Raw genomic sequence first — 14,326 nt, forward strand, 5'->3', positions numbered from 1 at the left:
GATGCCGCAGCATGGTTGCAGGGCAAAAGAAGCAGGCTGTCCCCCTTCGAAAGAAAATACTGAACGAGATTCGGCGATCCATTGCGACAGGCGAGCTGCTGCCGGGCAGCCGTCTCACTGAGCGCACCATCAGCGAGGCTTACGGCGTCAGTCGCACCGTGGCACGGGAGGTCATTCGCGAGCTTGAGGTCGAGCGCTTGGGCGAGATGGTCCCGCATCGCGGGCTTTGTATTTCCCGGCTTACGCCGGAACTCGTGAGTGATATCTACGAAATCCGGACAGCGCTCGAACTTCAGATCACGTTGCGCTTCACCGAGGTCGCCACCTCCGAGGAGGTCGCTCGACTACGGCACATTTTCACGCTTCTGGAGGCAATCAAGCATACTGACCGCTACGAGGACATTGCCTTACGCACGGCTGCGCTGACCGACTATATGGTGGCGGTCACCCGCAAGCGTACCGCCGGCGAGATCCTCCACCATCTCGACACCCGTATCACTATGCTTCGGATCCTCTCGCTGCGGAACCCGGGACAGACCGCATGCGGAATTACGCTGCTCGACCGGATCATCACGGCCATCGAGAGACGCGGTACTGCGGCGGTGGAGGTTTCGTTGCGCGAGTACCTCGCTGTCGCCAGTATCTCCGCCATGGCGCAGCTCGAACGGGAGCCGTCGCCTGCCGGAGCGCGAGGGGTGGGAAAGCCAGCGTAACACGAAGAGTTTCGGGTTCGGTTTGACGGCGGCGGGCTTTCTGTTCCTCGCCGTCGTCCTCGATGCCTGGTCGAGACGGATCGTGGGCTGGGCCTTTTCCCATGACCTGCGCACGCAGATCGTCCTCGATGCGCTCGACATGGCGCTGGCGGCCCGCAAACCAAAGGATGTCATAGATCATTCGGACAAGGGCGGGCAGTCGACGTCGCTGGCGTTCGGCCATCGCTGCAAGGCGGCAGGTGTTCGACCATCCACGGGAGCCGCGGGCGACGCGCTCGACAACGCCATGTCCGAGAGCTTCTTCGCTACGCTCAAATGCGAGCTGATCGACCGCCACCGCTTCGCAACTCGAGCCGAGGCTTAGATCGCCGTCTTTCGATTCGTCGAGGGCTTCTACAACCCCTCGCGCCGCCATTCCTCGATCGGCTACATGTCACCCGTGGAGTTCGAAGCCATCAACCAACTCGACCGTGCCCTAACGGGCATGACCAAAACCGAAACCTGCCCGTGAAAGCGGGTCAACTCCAACTCCATACCCCGGCGCACCATCCGGCTTGGGGTCGCGCCAGATGTACCAGTCTCGCTTCGGGCTGTCGCGCGAGCTCCGGCTTTCCGTAAACCAAGGATGCCGATCCGAGCTATGGTTCGGCACGAAGTCGAGGATGACCCTGAGCCCGCGCGCATGGGCTGCCGCGACAAGCCGGTCGAAGTCGGCGAGCGATCCGAAGATCGGATCGACAGCGCAGAAGTCCGCGACGTCGTAGCCGAAATCCGCCATCGGAGACGGGTAGATCGGGCAATCCAGATCGCGTCGATGCCGAGAGCCACGAGATGATCGAGGGGGGACACGATACCGGCCAGATCGCCGATGCCGTCTCCGTTCGTGTCCTGAAAGGAGCGAGGGTAGATCTGGTAGACGACACCCTCTTGCCACCACGGAACCCCGCGCGCGCTTTCGACCATGGATTGCCTCCGCTGTGCTTTCCCGTACCCGGCACCCGCTCGTATCACCCCGGCGATGCCATGACCCTCGGTCAGCGCGTGAAGCGCTCTCAATATCTGGAAACTCCAAGCACTGCACAATCGTGGGCCGGCCGCCTTCGTGCTGCTGTTCTCTGCGCGAAGGGAGAGATGTCGCTCGTTAGCCTTTGGGGGCGACAGGCTTGACGGCTGGTCTACATTACGGTGTGAACCCGCGCTGCGCGGTGTTGGAAGCATTCCTGCCAGGAGCCGACTTTCTATGAAATCTTCCCTGATCCTTGTTGCTGGGCTGTTCGGTGCTTTTACCGCAACCGCGCATGCCGACATCATCGTCTCGTCCAAGATCGACACCGAAGGTGGCCTCTTGGGAAATATGATCGCGCTCGCGCTCGAGGATGCCGGTCTGCCGGTGGAGCGCCAGTTGCAGCTCGGCGCCACGCAGGTTGTGCGCGAGGCGCTTTTGGCGGGACAGATCGACATCTATCCCGAATATACCGGCAATGCGGCCTTCTTCTTCAACGAGGCCGACAGCGATGTCTGGAACGATGCCGAGGCGGCGCATGACCGTGCCGCCGAACTGGATGCCGATACGAATGACATCATCTGGCTCGACAGCGCGCCGGCCAACAACACTTGGGCCATCGCCGTAACCGGTCCAGTGGCCGAGGAGAACGGCCTGACCACGATGTCCGATTTCGGCGCGTGGGTGTCCAGTGGGGGGGAAGTCAAGCTGGCGGCATCGACCGAGTTCGTGTCCTCGCCCGCCGTCCTGCCTGCCATGCAGGAGACCTACGGGTTCGAGCTGTCGCAGGATCAAACAGTGATCCTATCGGGCGGCGACACCGCCGCGACGATCCAGGCGGCGGCACGCGGCACCTCGGGCGTGAACGCGGCAATGGTCTACGGCACCGATGGCGGCGTGGCCGCGACCGGCCTCGTGGTGATGGAGGACGACGAGGGCGTACAGCCGGTCTACGAGCCGACGCCGATCGTCCGCGCCGCTGTGCTGGAGGAATACCCCTCGATCCCGGAGGTGCTGAACCCGATTTTCGCCAAGCTGGACATGACGACGCTGCAGCAGTTGAACGGACGAATCCAGGTCGGCGGCGAGCCTGCCGAAGCCGTTGCGCGTGACTATCTCACCGAGGCCGGAGTGCTCGATTGAGCCCCCCCGAGCAACGGCAATGATTGCCGGAGGCGGCGTGTCTCCGCCCGGCCTTCTCTTCGCTACCCTCGGGCTAGCGGCGCTCGCGGCTCCGTTCATGACGCTCGCCGCCAACCGCATCGTCGCCGGAGAGGGCGTCATGGCTTGGGCTGTGACCGCGCCGGCGGTCACCCTGCCCGGAGTAGCGGTCGTAATGGCGGGCCTACTGCTCGGCCTGCCGTCGGAATGGTCACGCCTGCGCTTTGCCGGGTCGGTTCTTGGACTGAGCGGTCTGCTCTGGCTGCTGATGCAGGGCGCGCCGCGGCTGCTGGAGGGAGCCGGCGACTACGCGCGGGTCTCGCCCGCCATCGGGTTCTGGTGCCTGCTCGTGATCCTGATGCTGCTGATGGCAGATTCGCTGGCCCGGATGGCGCCAGGGCCGCTGGCGCGGGGAGCGCTGCTGGCGGCGGTGATGGGCGCGCTGGCGCTGATCCTGTGGTCGGGAGTCCTGTCGCAGCTGTCGATCCTGCAGGAATATGCCAGCCGCAAGGCTGCGTTTGCCGATGCGGTCCTGAGACATCTGGCGCTCGCCTTTGGCTCGCTCGCGACGGCGGCAGCGATCGGATTTCCACTGGGCATCCTATGCCACCGCCAAATCCGGCTCCGCGGCACGATATTACCGGTTCTGAGCTTTTTTCAGACCATTCCGTCGCTGGCGATGTTCGGCCTCATGATCCCGATGCTCGGTTGGGTCGGGGACCGCGTCCCCGGCGCGCAGGCCATCGGCATTGCCGGGATCGGCTTTGCCCCCGCCTTTTTGGCGCTGGTACTTTATTCGCTGCTGCCCGTCGTGGGGAACACCGTCACCGGCCTTGCCTCGGCCCCGCCCGCGGCGCTTGAAGCCGCACGTGGCATGGGCATGACGCCGCGCCAGCGCCTCCTGAGGGTGGAGCTGCCACTGGGCCTGCCGGTCATCCTCACCGGCCTGCGCGTCGTGCTGGTGCAGAACGTCGGTCTGGCGGTCATCGCGGGGCTGATCGGCGGCGGCGGCTTCGGCACCTTCGTGTTCCAAGGGCTGAACCAGACCGCAACCGACCTGATCCTGCTGGGGGCGCTGCCGACCGTGGCGCTGGCGGTCGCTTCGGCCGTCATGATGGACATCCTCGTCGAGCTGGCACGGCCGAGATCCGGGAGGGCCGGATGATCGAGATCGACCAGATCACCAAAACCTACAACGGCGTTAGCGTGGTGGACGCCGTCACGATGACGGTCGAGACCGGCACGATCACCGTCATTGTAGGTACGTCGGGATCCGGCAAGACCACGCTATTGCGCATGATCAACCGGCTCGAGGAGCCCAGCTCGGGCGAGGTGCGGATCAACGGCGAGTCGACCCGCGCGACGAAGCCGCATCTCCTGCGGCGGCGGATCGGCTACGCAATCCAGGGCCACGGGCTGTTCCCGCACCACACGGTCGCGCGTAACATCGGCGCCGTGCCAAAGCTGCTGAACTGGCCCAAGGACCGGATCCGCACCCGCGTCGATGAATTGCTCGCCCTGTTCTCGATGGACCCCGAGCAGTTCCGCGACCGCTTTCCAGCCGAGCTGTCGGGTGGGCAGCAACAGCGCGTGGGCGTGGCGCGGGCGCTGGCCTCGCGCCCCGACCTGCTCTTAATGGACGAACCCTTCGGCGCGCTGGATCCGATCATCCGGGCCCGGGCGCAGGATGATCTGCGCCGGATCCAGAAGGCGCTCGGCTCGACCATCATGCTGGTGACCCACGACATGGAAGAGGCAATTCGCCTAGGCGACCGGGTGGCGGTGATGGACAGCGGCCGGCTTGTCCAGCACGGTACCCCTGCGGAGATCATCGCGCATCCGGCGACGACGTTCGTGGCCGATATGGTAGGCGACGTGGAACGGCCCCTGCGGCTGCTGTCGCTGGTTCCCCTGTCGGAGGTGGTCGAGGATGGCGCCGCGACGGGCGACGGGCTGCCAGCCGACGCCAGCCTGCGCGATGCGCTCTCTTCCTGCCTGTGGACGGGGCGGACGGCGGTGCCGGTGGAGCGGGACGGCGCCGTGATCGGGCGTGTGACACTCGATGCCATCCGCGCGCGCGCAGAGCTGCGCGCATGAGGATCGGCGTCATCCTGCGTCCGGCGCTGGTCCTGCTTCTGCTGGCGCTTGTGCTGAAGCCCGCGTGGTTCGCCCCGGTCTTCGCGCCGCTGGTGCCCGAGGGCACGCCGGTCATCTACGCTCGCAGCTCGCTTCTGTCGCTATCGCTGAGCCATTTGGGCCTCGTCGCGGCGGCCACGACGGCGGCGACGCTGGTCGCGGTCACGCTGGCGATCTTGGTGACCCGACAAGCGGGGGAAGCCTTTCGCCCGCTGTCGCGAACGATCACCAACCTGGGCCAGACCTTCCCGCCGGTCGCCGTGCTGGCCCTCGCCGTGCCCGCGCTCGGATTTGGTGCCGGGCCGACGCTGGTGGCGCTTTTCCTCTACGGCCTGCTGCCGATCTTCGAGAACGCGGTCACCGGGCTCTCGACTCTGCCGCCGACCACGATGGAAGCGGCACGTGGAATAGGGCTCAATCGCTGGCAGCGGCTGGTGCAGGTGGAAGTGCCACTCGCCTTGCCTGTGATGCTGACAGGTATCCGTCTGTCGGTCGTGATCTCGCTGGGCACCGCGACAATCGGATCTACCGTGGCGGCGCGTACTCTTGGTGAAGTGATCATCGCCGGCCTTTTGACCAGCAACACGGCATATGTGGTCCAGGGCGGACTGATCGTGGGGCTGTTCGCGGTGCTGATCTACGACGCACTTGTCCAGCTCGAAGCACATCTTGTCCGTCGCGCTGGTGGGTAGGGCGGAACTCGCACAAGCGGACCTGCTGATCTGAGGATACAGGATCGAACGGGGACATGGGGCGCTTTGCCAGCTGCAAAGCTTCTGTTCGTTGAAAATCTCAGCCACCGCCTTCCGGCACGGTTGGCAGACCTTTTATCGAATCCACCCGGGCTTGTTGCGCTAATCGTCTTTGAGCGTGTCGATCCCCTTTCCCTGCTGGCTACAGGCTACGGCTTCGATTTCAGCCCTTCCGAGGGCCGAGCGGCGGTTCATGATCGCAATGCGGGTCTGGGTCCCGGCGGTCTGACGATCGGGATCGCGTGACATGTCCGCTCTCCGAAGAGCTCCAGCCGGTTCATCCGCTGGCCGGCAGGGCATTACAGAGCAATGTCCCGAAGGGCTGGGCTCGATACGACTTCGGGCATGATAGCCGGCGCACTTCGTCCAAAGCGCCCGACCCGGACATCGCGTTGCGCGAAGGATCTCCTTTCGTGAGAGTACGGCAGGGCAGTCGGCCGTCTAGGCACGACCGTTTGACGAAGAGGTGGACCGAACAGGATCTTCAGCGTCAGGCAGGTCCGGATCGCGCTGTCCGAGAAGGTCTCGGGATGATCGCGCCTGCCGGTTCCGCCGGCGTGCCGCTCCATCCCGGGATCGAACCACATCGAAAGGGAGCCACGTCGCCTCAGCGACGCGTTGCAGCTGGACCAGTTCGTGGTGCGATAGCGGGAGGCGGCAGGCTTCCGCATCCCCCAATCCAACCATACGGAATCCCGTGATGAATCCCTCCCTCCGATACGTGCAACAAGCCCCCCCCCAGAACGAACAATCCATTTGTAAACAGACCATTAAGGATTTCCTCGTGATTTGACGTATCTATAAGGTTCCCACACGTATGATGTCGATGCTTGCCACGTCTTCTGCCATCGCGAAGACCATTGCGATCCTTGCACTTCTGTCCATCGGTATCGGCCTGTTGGAACGGCGTGTAGCGGAGGGCTTCATGCGTGCATCCCTGACCGCGCTCGCCTTCGCTGCGACGGCTGTCGTGGCGATGAGCTCGCCTGTCGTCCTTGCGCCCGGACTGATTATCGACGGCCGGGCCGCAATCGTCGGGCTCGGCGCTGCCTTCGGCGGTCCTCTCACCGCGATTGTCGCTCCCCTTGCTTCCGGGGGTTTTCGTTATTTTGCAGTCGGAGGCATGGGGGCGTTACCGGGGACAGCCGGGATCGTCTGCGCGGCTATTCTTGGATTTGTGTGGGGCCACTTCTTCGTAAATGCGAAGACGCCCGGTCCGCTCCAGCGGTGCAATTATTCTGGGCGGCCTGCTTCAGCGCGAGCGGAGGCTTATTGCTCGGGAGCAGCGACTTTCCAACGAGGCAAACGCGGATGCCATGACAGGCGTTGCGAACCGGCGATACCTTTTTCAGCATGTCAAAAGATTGTCCGAGGCAACCGCTCCTCGGACCTGCGCCATCGCGGTGTTCGACCTCGACCACTTCAAGTCGATTAACGACAACTGGGGACACGAGGCGGGAGATACCATCCTAGTCGGCTTCGCACGGATCTTGAGAAAGCAGGTGCGGGCAGACGATCTTGTGGTTCGGATGGGAGGCGAAGAGTTCCTGGTTCTCTTTTCCGGGTGCAATAGCGTCGACCTCAGTACTGGCGAGGTTCGGGTCACCGCAAGCGCGAGGATCACCCACTTCGAGCCGGAGCGGGATAATTTCAAGCAGGCCTATGCCAAAGCCGACCATCATCTCCACGAGGCCAAGGCGTTTGGTCGTGATCGTGTCGTCGACGTGGGAACAGGCGAACGTCGGCCCTCGCCTTCCACTCAAGAAGATGATCAGCCCCGATGTGACCAGACGTTGAGGTTGCTCGAGGGGACGGAGTGAGGATCACGGTAGCCTTGGCCTCTAAATTCAAAGAAGGAGCGTTTTCCGGGCCGTCAAAACGGACCTGTGGCAAAAGTTCGGGTGAAAGACAGCTTGTTCCGCACATCTGCCCATCCGCCAAGGTGATTCGGTCCTCTTGTCCTTCGATCCTCGCGAGGTTTGCTCTTGTCTACGAGGTTGACGCCGAGGCCGCCTCAGGATGGTGGGCCGAAGATCAGGAGCTGCGATCTATTCGCGTACTTATGACGGTACGAAGGTTGCAACGCAGTCATCCCGGCCCGGCCCTCGCGGGATCTCCGACAGTCTAAAGCATGATCCGATCCGCCATGTCGCGGCCGCCAGCCGGGGTGGATCAAGGAGGCGACTGCGAGCTGCACGTCTCTCGACACGCTTCTGATCGAGCCGAAGAGCTAACCCGAGCAGCGCCTTGGCCGCCGAACCTAACAGAAGGGAATGCCGTTGAATGCCATCGTCCGGCGGCCCGCACGAGGTCTTTCCGACGCAGCTGAAGCTCGGGCGGATGGAGCCGGCGCACAACAAGCGCCGCTTCCTTCTCATGCAGGTGCAGCCCGACCTGTTGGTGGCGTGAGCTTGATCCGGGGATGGGGTCTGATCAGCAGCGCCGGCAGAACCTTGGTTGCGTGCGGAACGCGTCCTTTCCAATGGCGCTGTTTCCCCGGTTTCCTTGCATGCGCAGCGATCCGTCGAAGGGGCCGGCGACCCAAGGCCCATGCAGGGCTCACGCATGAAGGTTTGACGCGGTGATGGCGCGACGATTCTTGGGACTTTTGGGTCACGGGAGCGAACGTCATGCTGGAGGACTTGCTGAATCACCTCGGTGCGGTGGACGATCCGCGCCAGGCGGCGAAGATCGAGCATCGGCTGATGGGCGTACTGACCATCTCGGTCTGCGCGGTGCCGGCGGGCGCGGAGAGCTTCGAGGACATCGCGCTTTACGGCGAGGCGAAGCGGCCTTGGCTGTCGCGGCATCTGGACCTTGCAGGCGGCGTTCCTTCCCACGACACGGTCCGTCGGGTGTTGAGGCTGATCGACCCCGCACAGTTCGAAGACGCGTTCCTGGCTTGGACGCGGGCAGCGTTCGGGTCCGCGGACCCGGCGGATGCGCCACGGCAGGTCGCCATCGACGGCAAGACGCTGCGGCGCTCTTTCGACCGCCGCGGGCAGAGGATGCCGCTGCACCTTGTCAGCGCCTTCGCCACGCGGGAAGGCCTGGTGCTCGCGCAGCGGCGGACTGCGGGCGGCAAGGCGGATCTTGGCCGCACAGCCGGGGGCGGCGAGCAGGGCGTTCTGCCTGACCTGGTGGTCGGAATGGGCCTGCGCGGCACGCGCGCCAGCCTGGACGCCGGCTTCTGTCATCCGCGCACGGCAGACGCGATCACGGCGCGCGGGGGCGACTACCTCGTCGCCCTCAAGGGCAACTGTCCCAGCCTGCACGCACCGGCGCGAGACTGGTTCGACGCCCATGCCTTCGCAATCGGCGGCGGACTGCGGCCCTGCGTCGACGCCTTCGAGGAGCGTCACGGGCGGCTGACCCGCCGCCGCACGTTCGTGGCAAGGGTCGACGCGCTGATCGCAGGACGGCCGGAGGCGGGCGACGCGACCGCCGCATGGCCCGGCCTGCGCCGCATCGCCCGCAATCTCGTACGCACCGACACATCACCGGGCAGCCTCAAGGCCAAGCGCAAACGCGCCGCCTGGAACGACGCCTCCATGCACAGGGTCGTCCTTGGCAACCTTCATGCGTGAGCCCTGAAGGCCCACGCCGCAGTCGCGATCCCGATCCGCAGGGGGTTTCGTTCGGAGCCCCCCAGCCAGCCCTTCCGGCTTCACAATACGATGAGATCGACGCCCCCTGCGCCGCCGACGTCTGGTCCCGGCCGCCTGTCCGCTCCATGTTGGATCCCATGCAAATGGTCGAGCCGGCCCGGAGGCAGGCGATCGGCCGGCACCGTCACGCGGAGGACCAGGCATGCCCATCATCTCGAACCACCGTCGCGGCTTTCTCGTCTCGGCCGGGGCCGCCCTGACGCTCTGCGCCTCGGGTCTCGCCGCTCCGGCGCTCGCGCAGGGCGTCGCGCCCACGCCCACGATGCGGGGCGGCGCCAACAATTACCGCCCCGGCGCCCCGGTGGTCGGCCGGATCGGCGGCGGCGGGTTCTGGATGACCGGCACGGTGCGCCGGGCGGGCGACGGCGCCCCGCTTCCCGGCCGACGCATCCAGATCTGGGCGCACACCACGGAAGGCCACGAGCGCGACGCACGCAGCCATGGCGCCACGCTGACCGACGCCTCGGGCGCCTTCCGTCTGGAGATGCCGCAGATCGTGCCGGCCTTTGGTCAGCCGCACGGCCATCTCGCCTACGACGCCGATCACGACCCGACCCGCGACGGGGCTTTCCAAACCGTGTTCCTGCGCCCCGTGATGCCGCGGAGCGCCGACCGCAAACTGCACGTCGACTTCGTGCTGCAACCCGTCTGACCGGTCCGACGCGCCGATGAGCCCTTCGCGCACCGGCCTCGTCCCGTTGCTGGTCTGGACCGCCCTTGGGGCCGCCGTGATCGTCCCGGTCGTCGCCGCCGCCACGAGCCCGCTGCTCGCCTGGCGGGATCCGGTCTACATCGCCGCCGGTTTCGCGGGCGTGATCGCGATGGGTCTGCTCCTCCTGCAACCGCTGCTGGCCCGGGGGCATCTGCCCGGCCTGGGGCCGCGGCGCGGGCGCCGGCTGCACGCCGTGCTGGGAGGTGGCCTCGTGCTCGCGGTCGCGCTCCACGTCGCCGGGCTGTGGCTCACGAGCCCGCCGGATGTGGTCGATGTGCTTCTGCTGCGCTCCCCAACGCCGTTCGCAGTCTGGGGGGTCGTGGCGATGTGGGCGGCGGTCGCCGCCGCCGCCCTCGCGGCGTCGCGCCGCCGCCTGCGCCTGCGACCGCGGGTCTGGCGCCGGGTCCATACAGGCCTCGCGGGGCTCGTCGTGACGGGCGGCGTGGTGCATGCGATGCTGATCGAGGGGACGATGGGCACGGCTTCGAAGGCCGTCCTCTGCGCGCTCGCGCTGGTTGCGACCGCGTGGGCGATCCTTGAGGTCTGGGCGCCGCGGACGTGGACGCGCGGGGCATGGACGAACGGGAAGGACTGAGGGCATGAGGACATCGCAGGATCCTTGCCGCATGGATGCGGGCCGCCGGGCCGCGCTTCTGGGACTGGCCGCGCTGGCCACGCCGACGGTGCTCGGGCGTCCGGCGCGCGCGCAGGCGGGCGGGCTGGAGGCGGTCGCGACCGAGGCGGCGGGGCTCGACCAGCTCCATGCGCTGGTGATCCGCCGGGGCGGCGACACGCTGTTCGAGCGGGCCTTCGCCGGGCCCGGCCTCGACGCCGTGGCGAACGTGAAGTCCGTCTCGAAGACGCTGGTTGCCCTCCTGACGGGCATCGCGATCGAGCGCGGTGCGATCGCGGGAGCCGAGACGCGGGTGCTGGCGGCGCTCGGGCGCCCGGCGGCGGGGGACGTGCGCGACGAGATCACCCTGGGCGACCTCCTGTCGATGCGCGCGGGGCTGGCCGGCACGTCCGGCGGGTCTTACGGCGCCTGGGTCGCCAGCCGTGACTGGGTCGACCATGCGCTGACGCGCGAGGTCGTGGCCGAGCCAGGCGGGCGGTTCATCTACTCGACGGGCGGCTGGCACGTGCTGGGCGCGGTGCTGGCGCGGGCCACGGGGCGCGATCTGCTGGCGCTGGCGCGGGACTGGCTGGGCGAGCCGCTGGGCATCGAGATCCCGCCTTGGGAGCGCGACCCGCAGGGCCGCTACATGGGGGGCAACCAGATGGCGCTGACGCCGCGCGCCCTGGCGCGGGTGGGCGAGATGGTGGCCGGCGGCGGCCGATGGGACGGCGCGCAAGTCGTGCCGGCCCGCTGGATCGAGCGATCCTGGGAGCCGCGAGGCCGCTCGCCGTTTAGCGGCGACAGTTACGGCTACGGCTGGTTCCTGACTCGCCACGCAGGGCGCCGCGTGGCCTACGGGCGCGGCTACGGCGGGCAGGTGCTGGCGGTGGCACCGGAGATCGACCTCGTCATCGCCATCACCTCGGACCCCGGGCGCCCGGCACGCTCGGCGGGCTACTTCGGCGACCTCCAGCGCCTGATGGGCAGGATCGTCGTGACCGTGTGACGGGCCGGGCCGGTCTCGACGGGGCGCAGGGACCGCTACACCGTGGCCAGGTCGGGCCGCCGTCCCCGCCTCCGGCCCGCCGCTGCCGTGCTTCGCAAGGGAGCGCGCGTCGGCGTGGCTTTCGACCGCCACGGCACGTGCGACGGCCAGTTCGGGCAGGCGCGGCTCAACCGCAACGTAGCACCACCGACCCGGCCCGAGGCATGTCCGCCCGGAACCGGGATCGCGTCATGCGTCCCGCATGACCGTGCCGACCCGGAGCTGCGTATGGTCGGCGGCGGCCGCGTATGCCACCGATACCGGATGCCGCGGGTGCGCACGGATCGCTGCCGGTCGGGTGCCGTCGGCCTGTCCGGGACGACATCCGATCCGCTCCGAGACGGATCGCGGATGCAGGTCGTAGAAGGACGATGCCATGCCGACACGCCGCACATTCCTGACCTGCCTCGCCGCACTCGCCGCGTCGGGCGCGCCCGACGGCCCCGCCGCAGCCCTCCAGCCCGTGAGCGCGGTGGGGCTCGACACGCCCGAAGGCACGGCCCTGCTCGAGCGCATCCGCCGGGGAGGAACGGTGATGTTCATCCGGCACGCCGACACGGCCGGAGAGCCCTGCGACGCCTATGGCGACGCGCGCGAGGATCAGCGCAACGTCTCGCCCGCCGGCCGCGAACAGGCCGTGACCTTGGGCGCGCGGATCGAGGCCCTCGGCATACCGGTCGCGAAGCCGGTCCTGGCCGGTCCTGTCTTTCGCGCGCGCGACACGGCCGAGCTGGCCTTCGGCGTCGACGGCGTGCGCGTGACCGACAGCCTGCTTGCGGACGACTACGCGGGCGGACGCCTCGACTGGGTCCTGTCGGAGCATCGCCGCCTCTTCGGCGCCCCCGTGCCGGAGGGGGAGAACCGCGTCCTCGTCGGCCACCGGTTTCCCGCCCAGATGATCTTCGGGAGCGTCCTCTCGGGAACGAGCCTTCCCGAGGCGGGCGTCCTCGTCCTCGAACCGCGCGGCGACGGCGCTGCCGAGATCCTGGGCGTCCTGGCGATCGTCCCGGTCCTGGGCGACGGCAATCCGCGATGCCGGCCCCGCTGAGGCGAAGGGACCGAGGGCCTTACTTCCAGGATGATGGGGGCTGCCCGCGCGGGCCACCGCCAGGGGTCCTTCTCAGCCGGCCATGTACGTCCGGAACCAGGCGACCATCCGCTCCTCGGCGAGGGCGGCGGCCTGCTCGTCGTATCGGGGCGTGGTGTCGTTGTGGAACCCGTGGTTCACGCCCGGGTAGATATGCGCCTCGTAGACCTTGTCGTTCTCTTCCATCGCCTTCTGGAAGGGCGGCCACATCGCGTTGATGCGCTGGTCGAGCGCGGCCAGCTGGATCATCAGCGGCGCCTCGATCTGCGGCACCATTGCCGCGTCCGGGAACGAGCCGTAGAACGGCACGCCGGCGGCCATCTCCGGGTAGGCCACGGCCAGCCGGTTCACCACGCCCCCGCCGTAGCAGAAGCCCGTGGCCCCGACCTTGCCGTTCGTCCCCTCCAGCGCCCGGAGGTACTCGAACCCCGCGAAGAAGTCGTTAAGCAGCGCGTCCTGGTCGAGCGTGCGCTGCATCTCGCGCCCCTCGTCGTCCGTGCCGGGGTAGCCGCCCAGCGACGACAGCCCGTCCGGGCCCATCGCGACGAACCCCGCCTTGGCCAGCCGCCGCACCACGTCGCGGATGTAGGGGTTCAGACCGCGGTTCTCGTGGACCACGAGCACGGCCGCCGGCGGACTCTCCGCGTCGACGTTCGCCGGGCGCACGAGATAGGCGTCGATGTCGCCGGTGCCGTCCGGGCTGGCATAGGTGACGTCTTCGCCGACGATGTCGGGGTCATCCGCCTCGACCTGCTGGGCGAGCGCGTAGTTCGGCGACAAAGTGCCGAGGATGGCCGCCGCCGTCAGCCCGCCCACGGCCCACTTGCCGGCGCGGTCGAGGAACTCGCGCTTCGAGATCTTTCCATGCGCGTAGTAGTCATAGAGGTCCAGCAGGTCCTGGTCGAAGTCAGCAGCCGTCAGACGGCGGTCGGGGGTCTGGTTGTTCATGGCGTGGCTTCCCTGTAGGGCGAACGGGTCCGTCGCCAGACGAAGCGTCCAGGAGCCGGGGTCCTCGCGTCACCCTGGCGCCAACCCCTCGGCCACGTCAATCGCGGCGTACGAGATGAGGTCTCAGCCTCATGCGCCCAACAGATTCTCGGTCGATATGATCTGACGCCCGCGCCCATCAAGCCACGGCGTCCCGTTCGGGGCACCTGGGGGCGACATCCGGGTGAAACGTCTGATCCTAGGAAACTGCGTTCCACAAGAGTTGCTGCCGCTCTTCTGCGACGCTACCTGGGCGGGGTTTAGAACCTTGTGCGACGCCCCTACCCCGCGTCGTCCCATATGGAAGCCGCCCTGCCCCTACACGACTACGCCTCATCGATCGGCAATTCGGAGGACATCGTGTTCGAGCCTCCACCAGTTGGTCGACCAGGAAGAGGACATCCTGGTCGTCCGTTCGGCTGGGTCCGAGCGTATAGCCACGCTGG

13 protein-coding genes and 4 pseudogenes are annotated in these 14,326 nt (G+C 67.2%); 14 read left to right on the forward strand and 3 right to left on the reverse strand.

Going from position 1 to position 14,326, the window contains the following annotated elements; all coding sequences use genetic code 11:
• The first annotated feature begins 11 nt into the window (after positions 1–11).
• Together Q1B08_RS13525 and Q1B08_RS13530 are read left to right on the forward strand one after the other, a co-directional pair.
• A complete protein-coding gene (locus Q1B08_RS13525) occupies positions 12–713 on the forward strand; it encodes a GntR family transcriptional regulator (RefSeq protein ID WP_299819746.1) in 702 nt (233 codons plus the stop codon).
• A 31-nt stretch (positions 714–744) separates the two neighbouring features.
• Positions 745–1,224: pseudogene (locus Q1B08_RS13530) on the forward strand (DDE-type integrase/transposase/recombinase); the annotation flags it as partial.
• A gap of 27 nt (positions 1,225–1,251) precedes the next feature.
• Here Q1B08_RS13530 and Q1B08_RS13535 read toward each other — a convergent pair.
• A pseudogene (locus tag Q1B08_RS13535) lies at positions 1,252–1,676 on the reverse strand (alpha-amylase family glycosyl hydrolase); the annotation flags it as partial.
• Between the two features lie 277 nt (positions 1,677–1,953).
• On the opposite strand from Q1B08_RS13535, the gene Q1B08_RS13540 reads away from it, so the two are divergent.
• The 4 genes from Q1B08_RS13540 (at position 1,954) to Q1B08_RS13555 (ending at position 5,705) form a co-directional block, all read left to right on the forward strand.
• Entirely contained in the window at positions 1,954–2,859 is a 906-nt protein-coding gene (locus Q1B08_RS13540) for an ABC transporter substrate-binding protein (protein ID WP_299819781.1), read from the forward strand.
• A gap of 97 nt (positions 2,860–2,956) precedes the next feature.
• Positions 2,957–4,042, forward strand: coding sequence for an ABC transporter permease (locus Q1B08_RS13545; RefSeq protein ID WP_299819749.1), 1,086 nt, complete (start codon positions 2,957–2,959; stop codon positions 4,040–4,042).
• Positions 4,039–4,974, forward strand: coding sequence for an ABC transporter ATP-binding protein (locus Q1B08_RS13550; protein WP_299819752.1), 936 nt, complete (start codon positions 4,039–4,041; stop codon positions 4,972–4,974). Before Q1B08_RS13545 ends, Q1B08_RS13550 begins: the two co-directional genes overlap by 4 nt.
• On the forward strand, positions 4,971–5,705 hold the full coding sequence (locus Q1B08_RS13555) for an ABC transporter permease (RefSeq protein ID WP_299819756.1): 735 nt from the start codon (positions 4,971–4,973) through the stop codon (positions 5,703–5,705). Before Q1B08_RS13550 ends, Q1B08_RS13555 begins: the two co-directional genes overlap by 4 nt.
• Before the next feature lie 162 nt (positions 5,706–5,867).
• Here Q1B08_RS13555 and Q1B08_RS13560 read toward each other — a convergent pair.
• A pseudogene (locus Q1B08_RS13560) lies at positions 5,868–6,436 on the reverse strand (transposase).
• Positions 6,437–6,690: 254 nt separating this feature from the next.
• On the opposite strand from Q1B08_RS13560, the pseudogene Q1B08_RS22055 reads away from it, so the two are divergent.
• From Q1B08_RS22055 to Q1B08_RS13595, 8 genes and pseudogenes are all read left to right on the forward strand, one after another.
• Positions 6,691–6,948 (forward strand): annotated as a pseudogene (locus tag Q1B08_RS22055) (LytS/YhcK type 5TM receptor domain-containing protein); the annotation flags it as partial.
• Positions 6,949–6,964: 16 nt separating this feature from the next.
• Positions 6,965–7,585: a GGDEF domain-containing protein gene (locus Q1B08_RS13565; protein WP_299819758.1), complete on the forward strand. Its 621-nt coding sequence runs from the start codon at positions 6,965–6,967 to the stop codon at positions 7,583–7,585.
• A gap of 463 nt (positions 7,586–8,048) precedes the next feature.
• On the forward strand, positions 8,049–8,174 hold the full coding sequence (locus Q1B08_RS13570; RefSeq protein WP_299819760.1) for a hypothetical protein: 126 nt from the start codon (positions 8,049–8,051) through the stop codon (positions 8,172–8,174).
• Positions 8,175–8,395: 221 nt separating this feature from the next.
• A complete protein-coding gene (locus Q1B08_RS13575) occupies positions 8,396–9,352 on the forward strand; it encodes an ISAs1 family transposase (protein ID WP_299819762.1) in 957 nt (318 codons plus the stop codon).
• Positions 9,353–9,575: 223 nt separating this feature from the next.
• The gene (locus Q1B08_RS13580) at positions 9,576–10,085 is read left to right on the forward strand and encodes a twin-arginine translocation pathway signal (protein WP_299819765.1); all 510 of its coding nucleotides are present in this window, start codon (positions 9,576–9,578) and stop codon (positions 10,083–10,085) included.
• A gap of 16 nt (positions 10,086–10,101) precedes the next feature.
• Positions 10,102–10,740, forward strand: a complete 639-nt coding sequence (locus Q1B08_RS13585) for a ferric reductase-like transmembrane domain-containing protein (RefSeq protein ID WP_299819768.1) — start codon at positions 10,102–10,104, stop codon at positions 10,738–10,740.
• A 4-nt stretch (positions 10,741–10,744) separates the two neighbouring features.
• A complete protein-coding gene (locus tag Q1B08_RS13590; RefSeq protein WP_299819770.1) occupies positions 10,745–11,767 on the forward strand; it encodes a serine hydrolase in 1,023 nt (340 codons plus the stop codon).
• Positions 11,768–12,182: 415 nt separating this feature from the next.
• On the forward strand, positions 12,183–12,854 hold the full coding sequence (locus Q1B08_RS13595; RefSeq protein WP_299819773.1) for a histidine phosphatase family protein: 672 nt from the start codon (positions 12,183–12,185) through the stop codon (positions 12,852–12,854).
• A 72-nt stretch (positions 12,855–12,926) separates the two neighbouring features.
• On the opposite strand, the gene yghX is transcribed toward Q1B08_RS13595, so the two are convergent.
• Entirely contained in the window at positions 12,927–13,841 is a 915-nt protein-coding gene (gene yghX, locus Q1B08_RS13600; RefSeq protein WP_299819775.1) for a YghX family hydrolase, read from the reverse strand.
• Positions 13,842–14,326: the final 485 nt, after the last annotated feature.

The organism is uncultured Jannaschia sp. (assembly GCF_947494025.1).
GTDB lineage: Bacteria > Pseudomonadota > Alphaproteobacteria > Rhodobacterales > Rhodobacteraceae > Jannaschia.

What these genes read in the sequence shown, in the direction of transcription:
- Q1B08_RS13525 (WP_299819746.1), top strand. Translation starts at nt 12, where the DNA reads ATGGTTGCAGGGCAAAAGAAGCAGGCTGTCCCCCTTCGAAAGAAAATA.
- Q1B08_RS13540 (WP_299819781.1), top strand. Translation starts at nt 1,954, where the DNA reads ATGAAATCTTCCCTGATCCTTGTTGCTGGGCTGTTCGGTGCTTTTACC.
- Q1B08_RS13545 (WP_299819749.1), top strand. Translation starts at nt 2,957, where the DNA reads ATGACGCTCGCCGCCAACCGCATCGTCGCCGGAGAGGGCGTCATGGCT.
- Q1B08_RS13550 (WP_299819752.1), top strand. Translation starts at nt 4,039, where the DNA reads ATGATCGAGATCGACCAGATCACCAAAACCTACAACGGCGTTAGCGTG.
- Q1B08_RS13555 (WP_299819756.1), top strand. Translation starts at nt 4,971, where the DNA reads ATGAGGATCGGCGTCATCCTGCGTCCGGCGCTGGTCCTGCTTCTGCTG.
- Q1B08_RS13565 (WP_299819758.1), top strand. Translation starts at nt 6,965, where the DNA reads ATGCGAAGACGCCCGGTCCGCTCCAGCGGTGCAATTATTCTGGGCGGC.
- Q1B08_RS13570 (WP_299819760.1), top strand. Translation starts at nt 8,049, where the DNA reads ATGCCATCGTCCGGCGGCCCGCACGAGGTCTTTCCGACGCAGCTGAAG.
- Q1B08_RS13575 (WP_299819762.1), top strand. Translation starts at nt 8,396, where the DNA reads ATGCTGGAGGACTTGCTGAATCACCTCGGTGCGGTGGACGATCCGCGC.
- Q1B08_RS13580 (WP_299819765.1), top strand. Translation starts at nt 9,576, where the DNA reads ATGCCCATCATCTCGAACCACCGTCGCGGCTTTCTCGTCTCGGCCGGG.
- Q1B08_RS13585 (WP_299819768.1), top strand. Translation starts at nt 10,102, where the DNA reads ATGAGCCCTTCGCGCACCGGCCTCGTCCCGTTGCTGGTCTGGACCGCC.
- Q1B08_RS13590 (WP_299819770.1), top strand. Translation starts at nt 10,745, where the DNA reads ATGAGGACATCGCAGGATCCTTGCCGCATGGATGCGGGCCGCCGGGCC.
- Q1B08_RS13595 (WP_299819773.1), top strand. Translation starts at nt 12,183, where the DNA reads ATGCCGACACGCCGCACATTCCTGACCTGCCTCGCCGCACTCGCCGCG.
- yghX (WP_299819775.1), bottom strand. Translation starts at nt 13,841, where the DNA reads ATGAACAACCAGACCCCCGACCGCCGTCTGACGGCTGCTGACTTCGAC.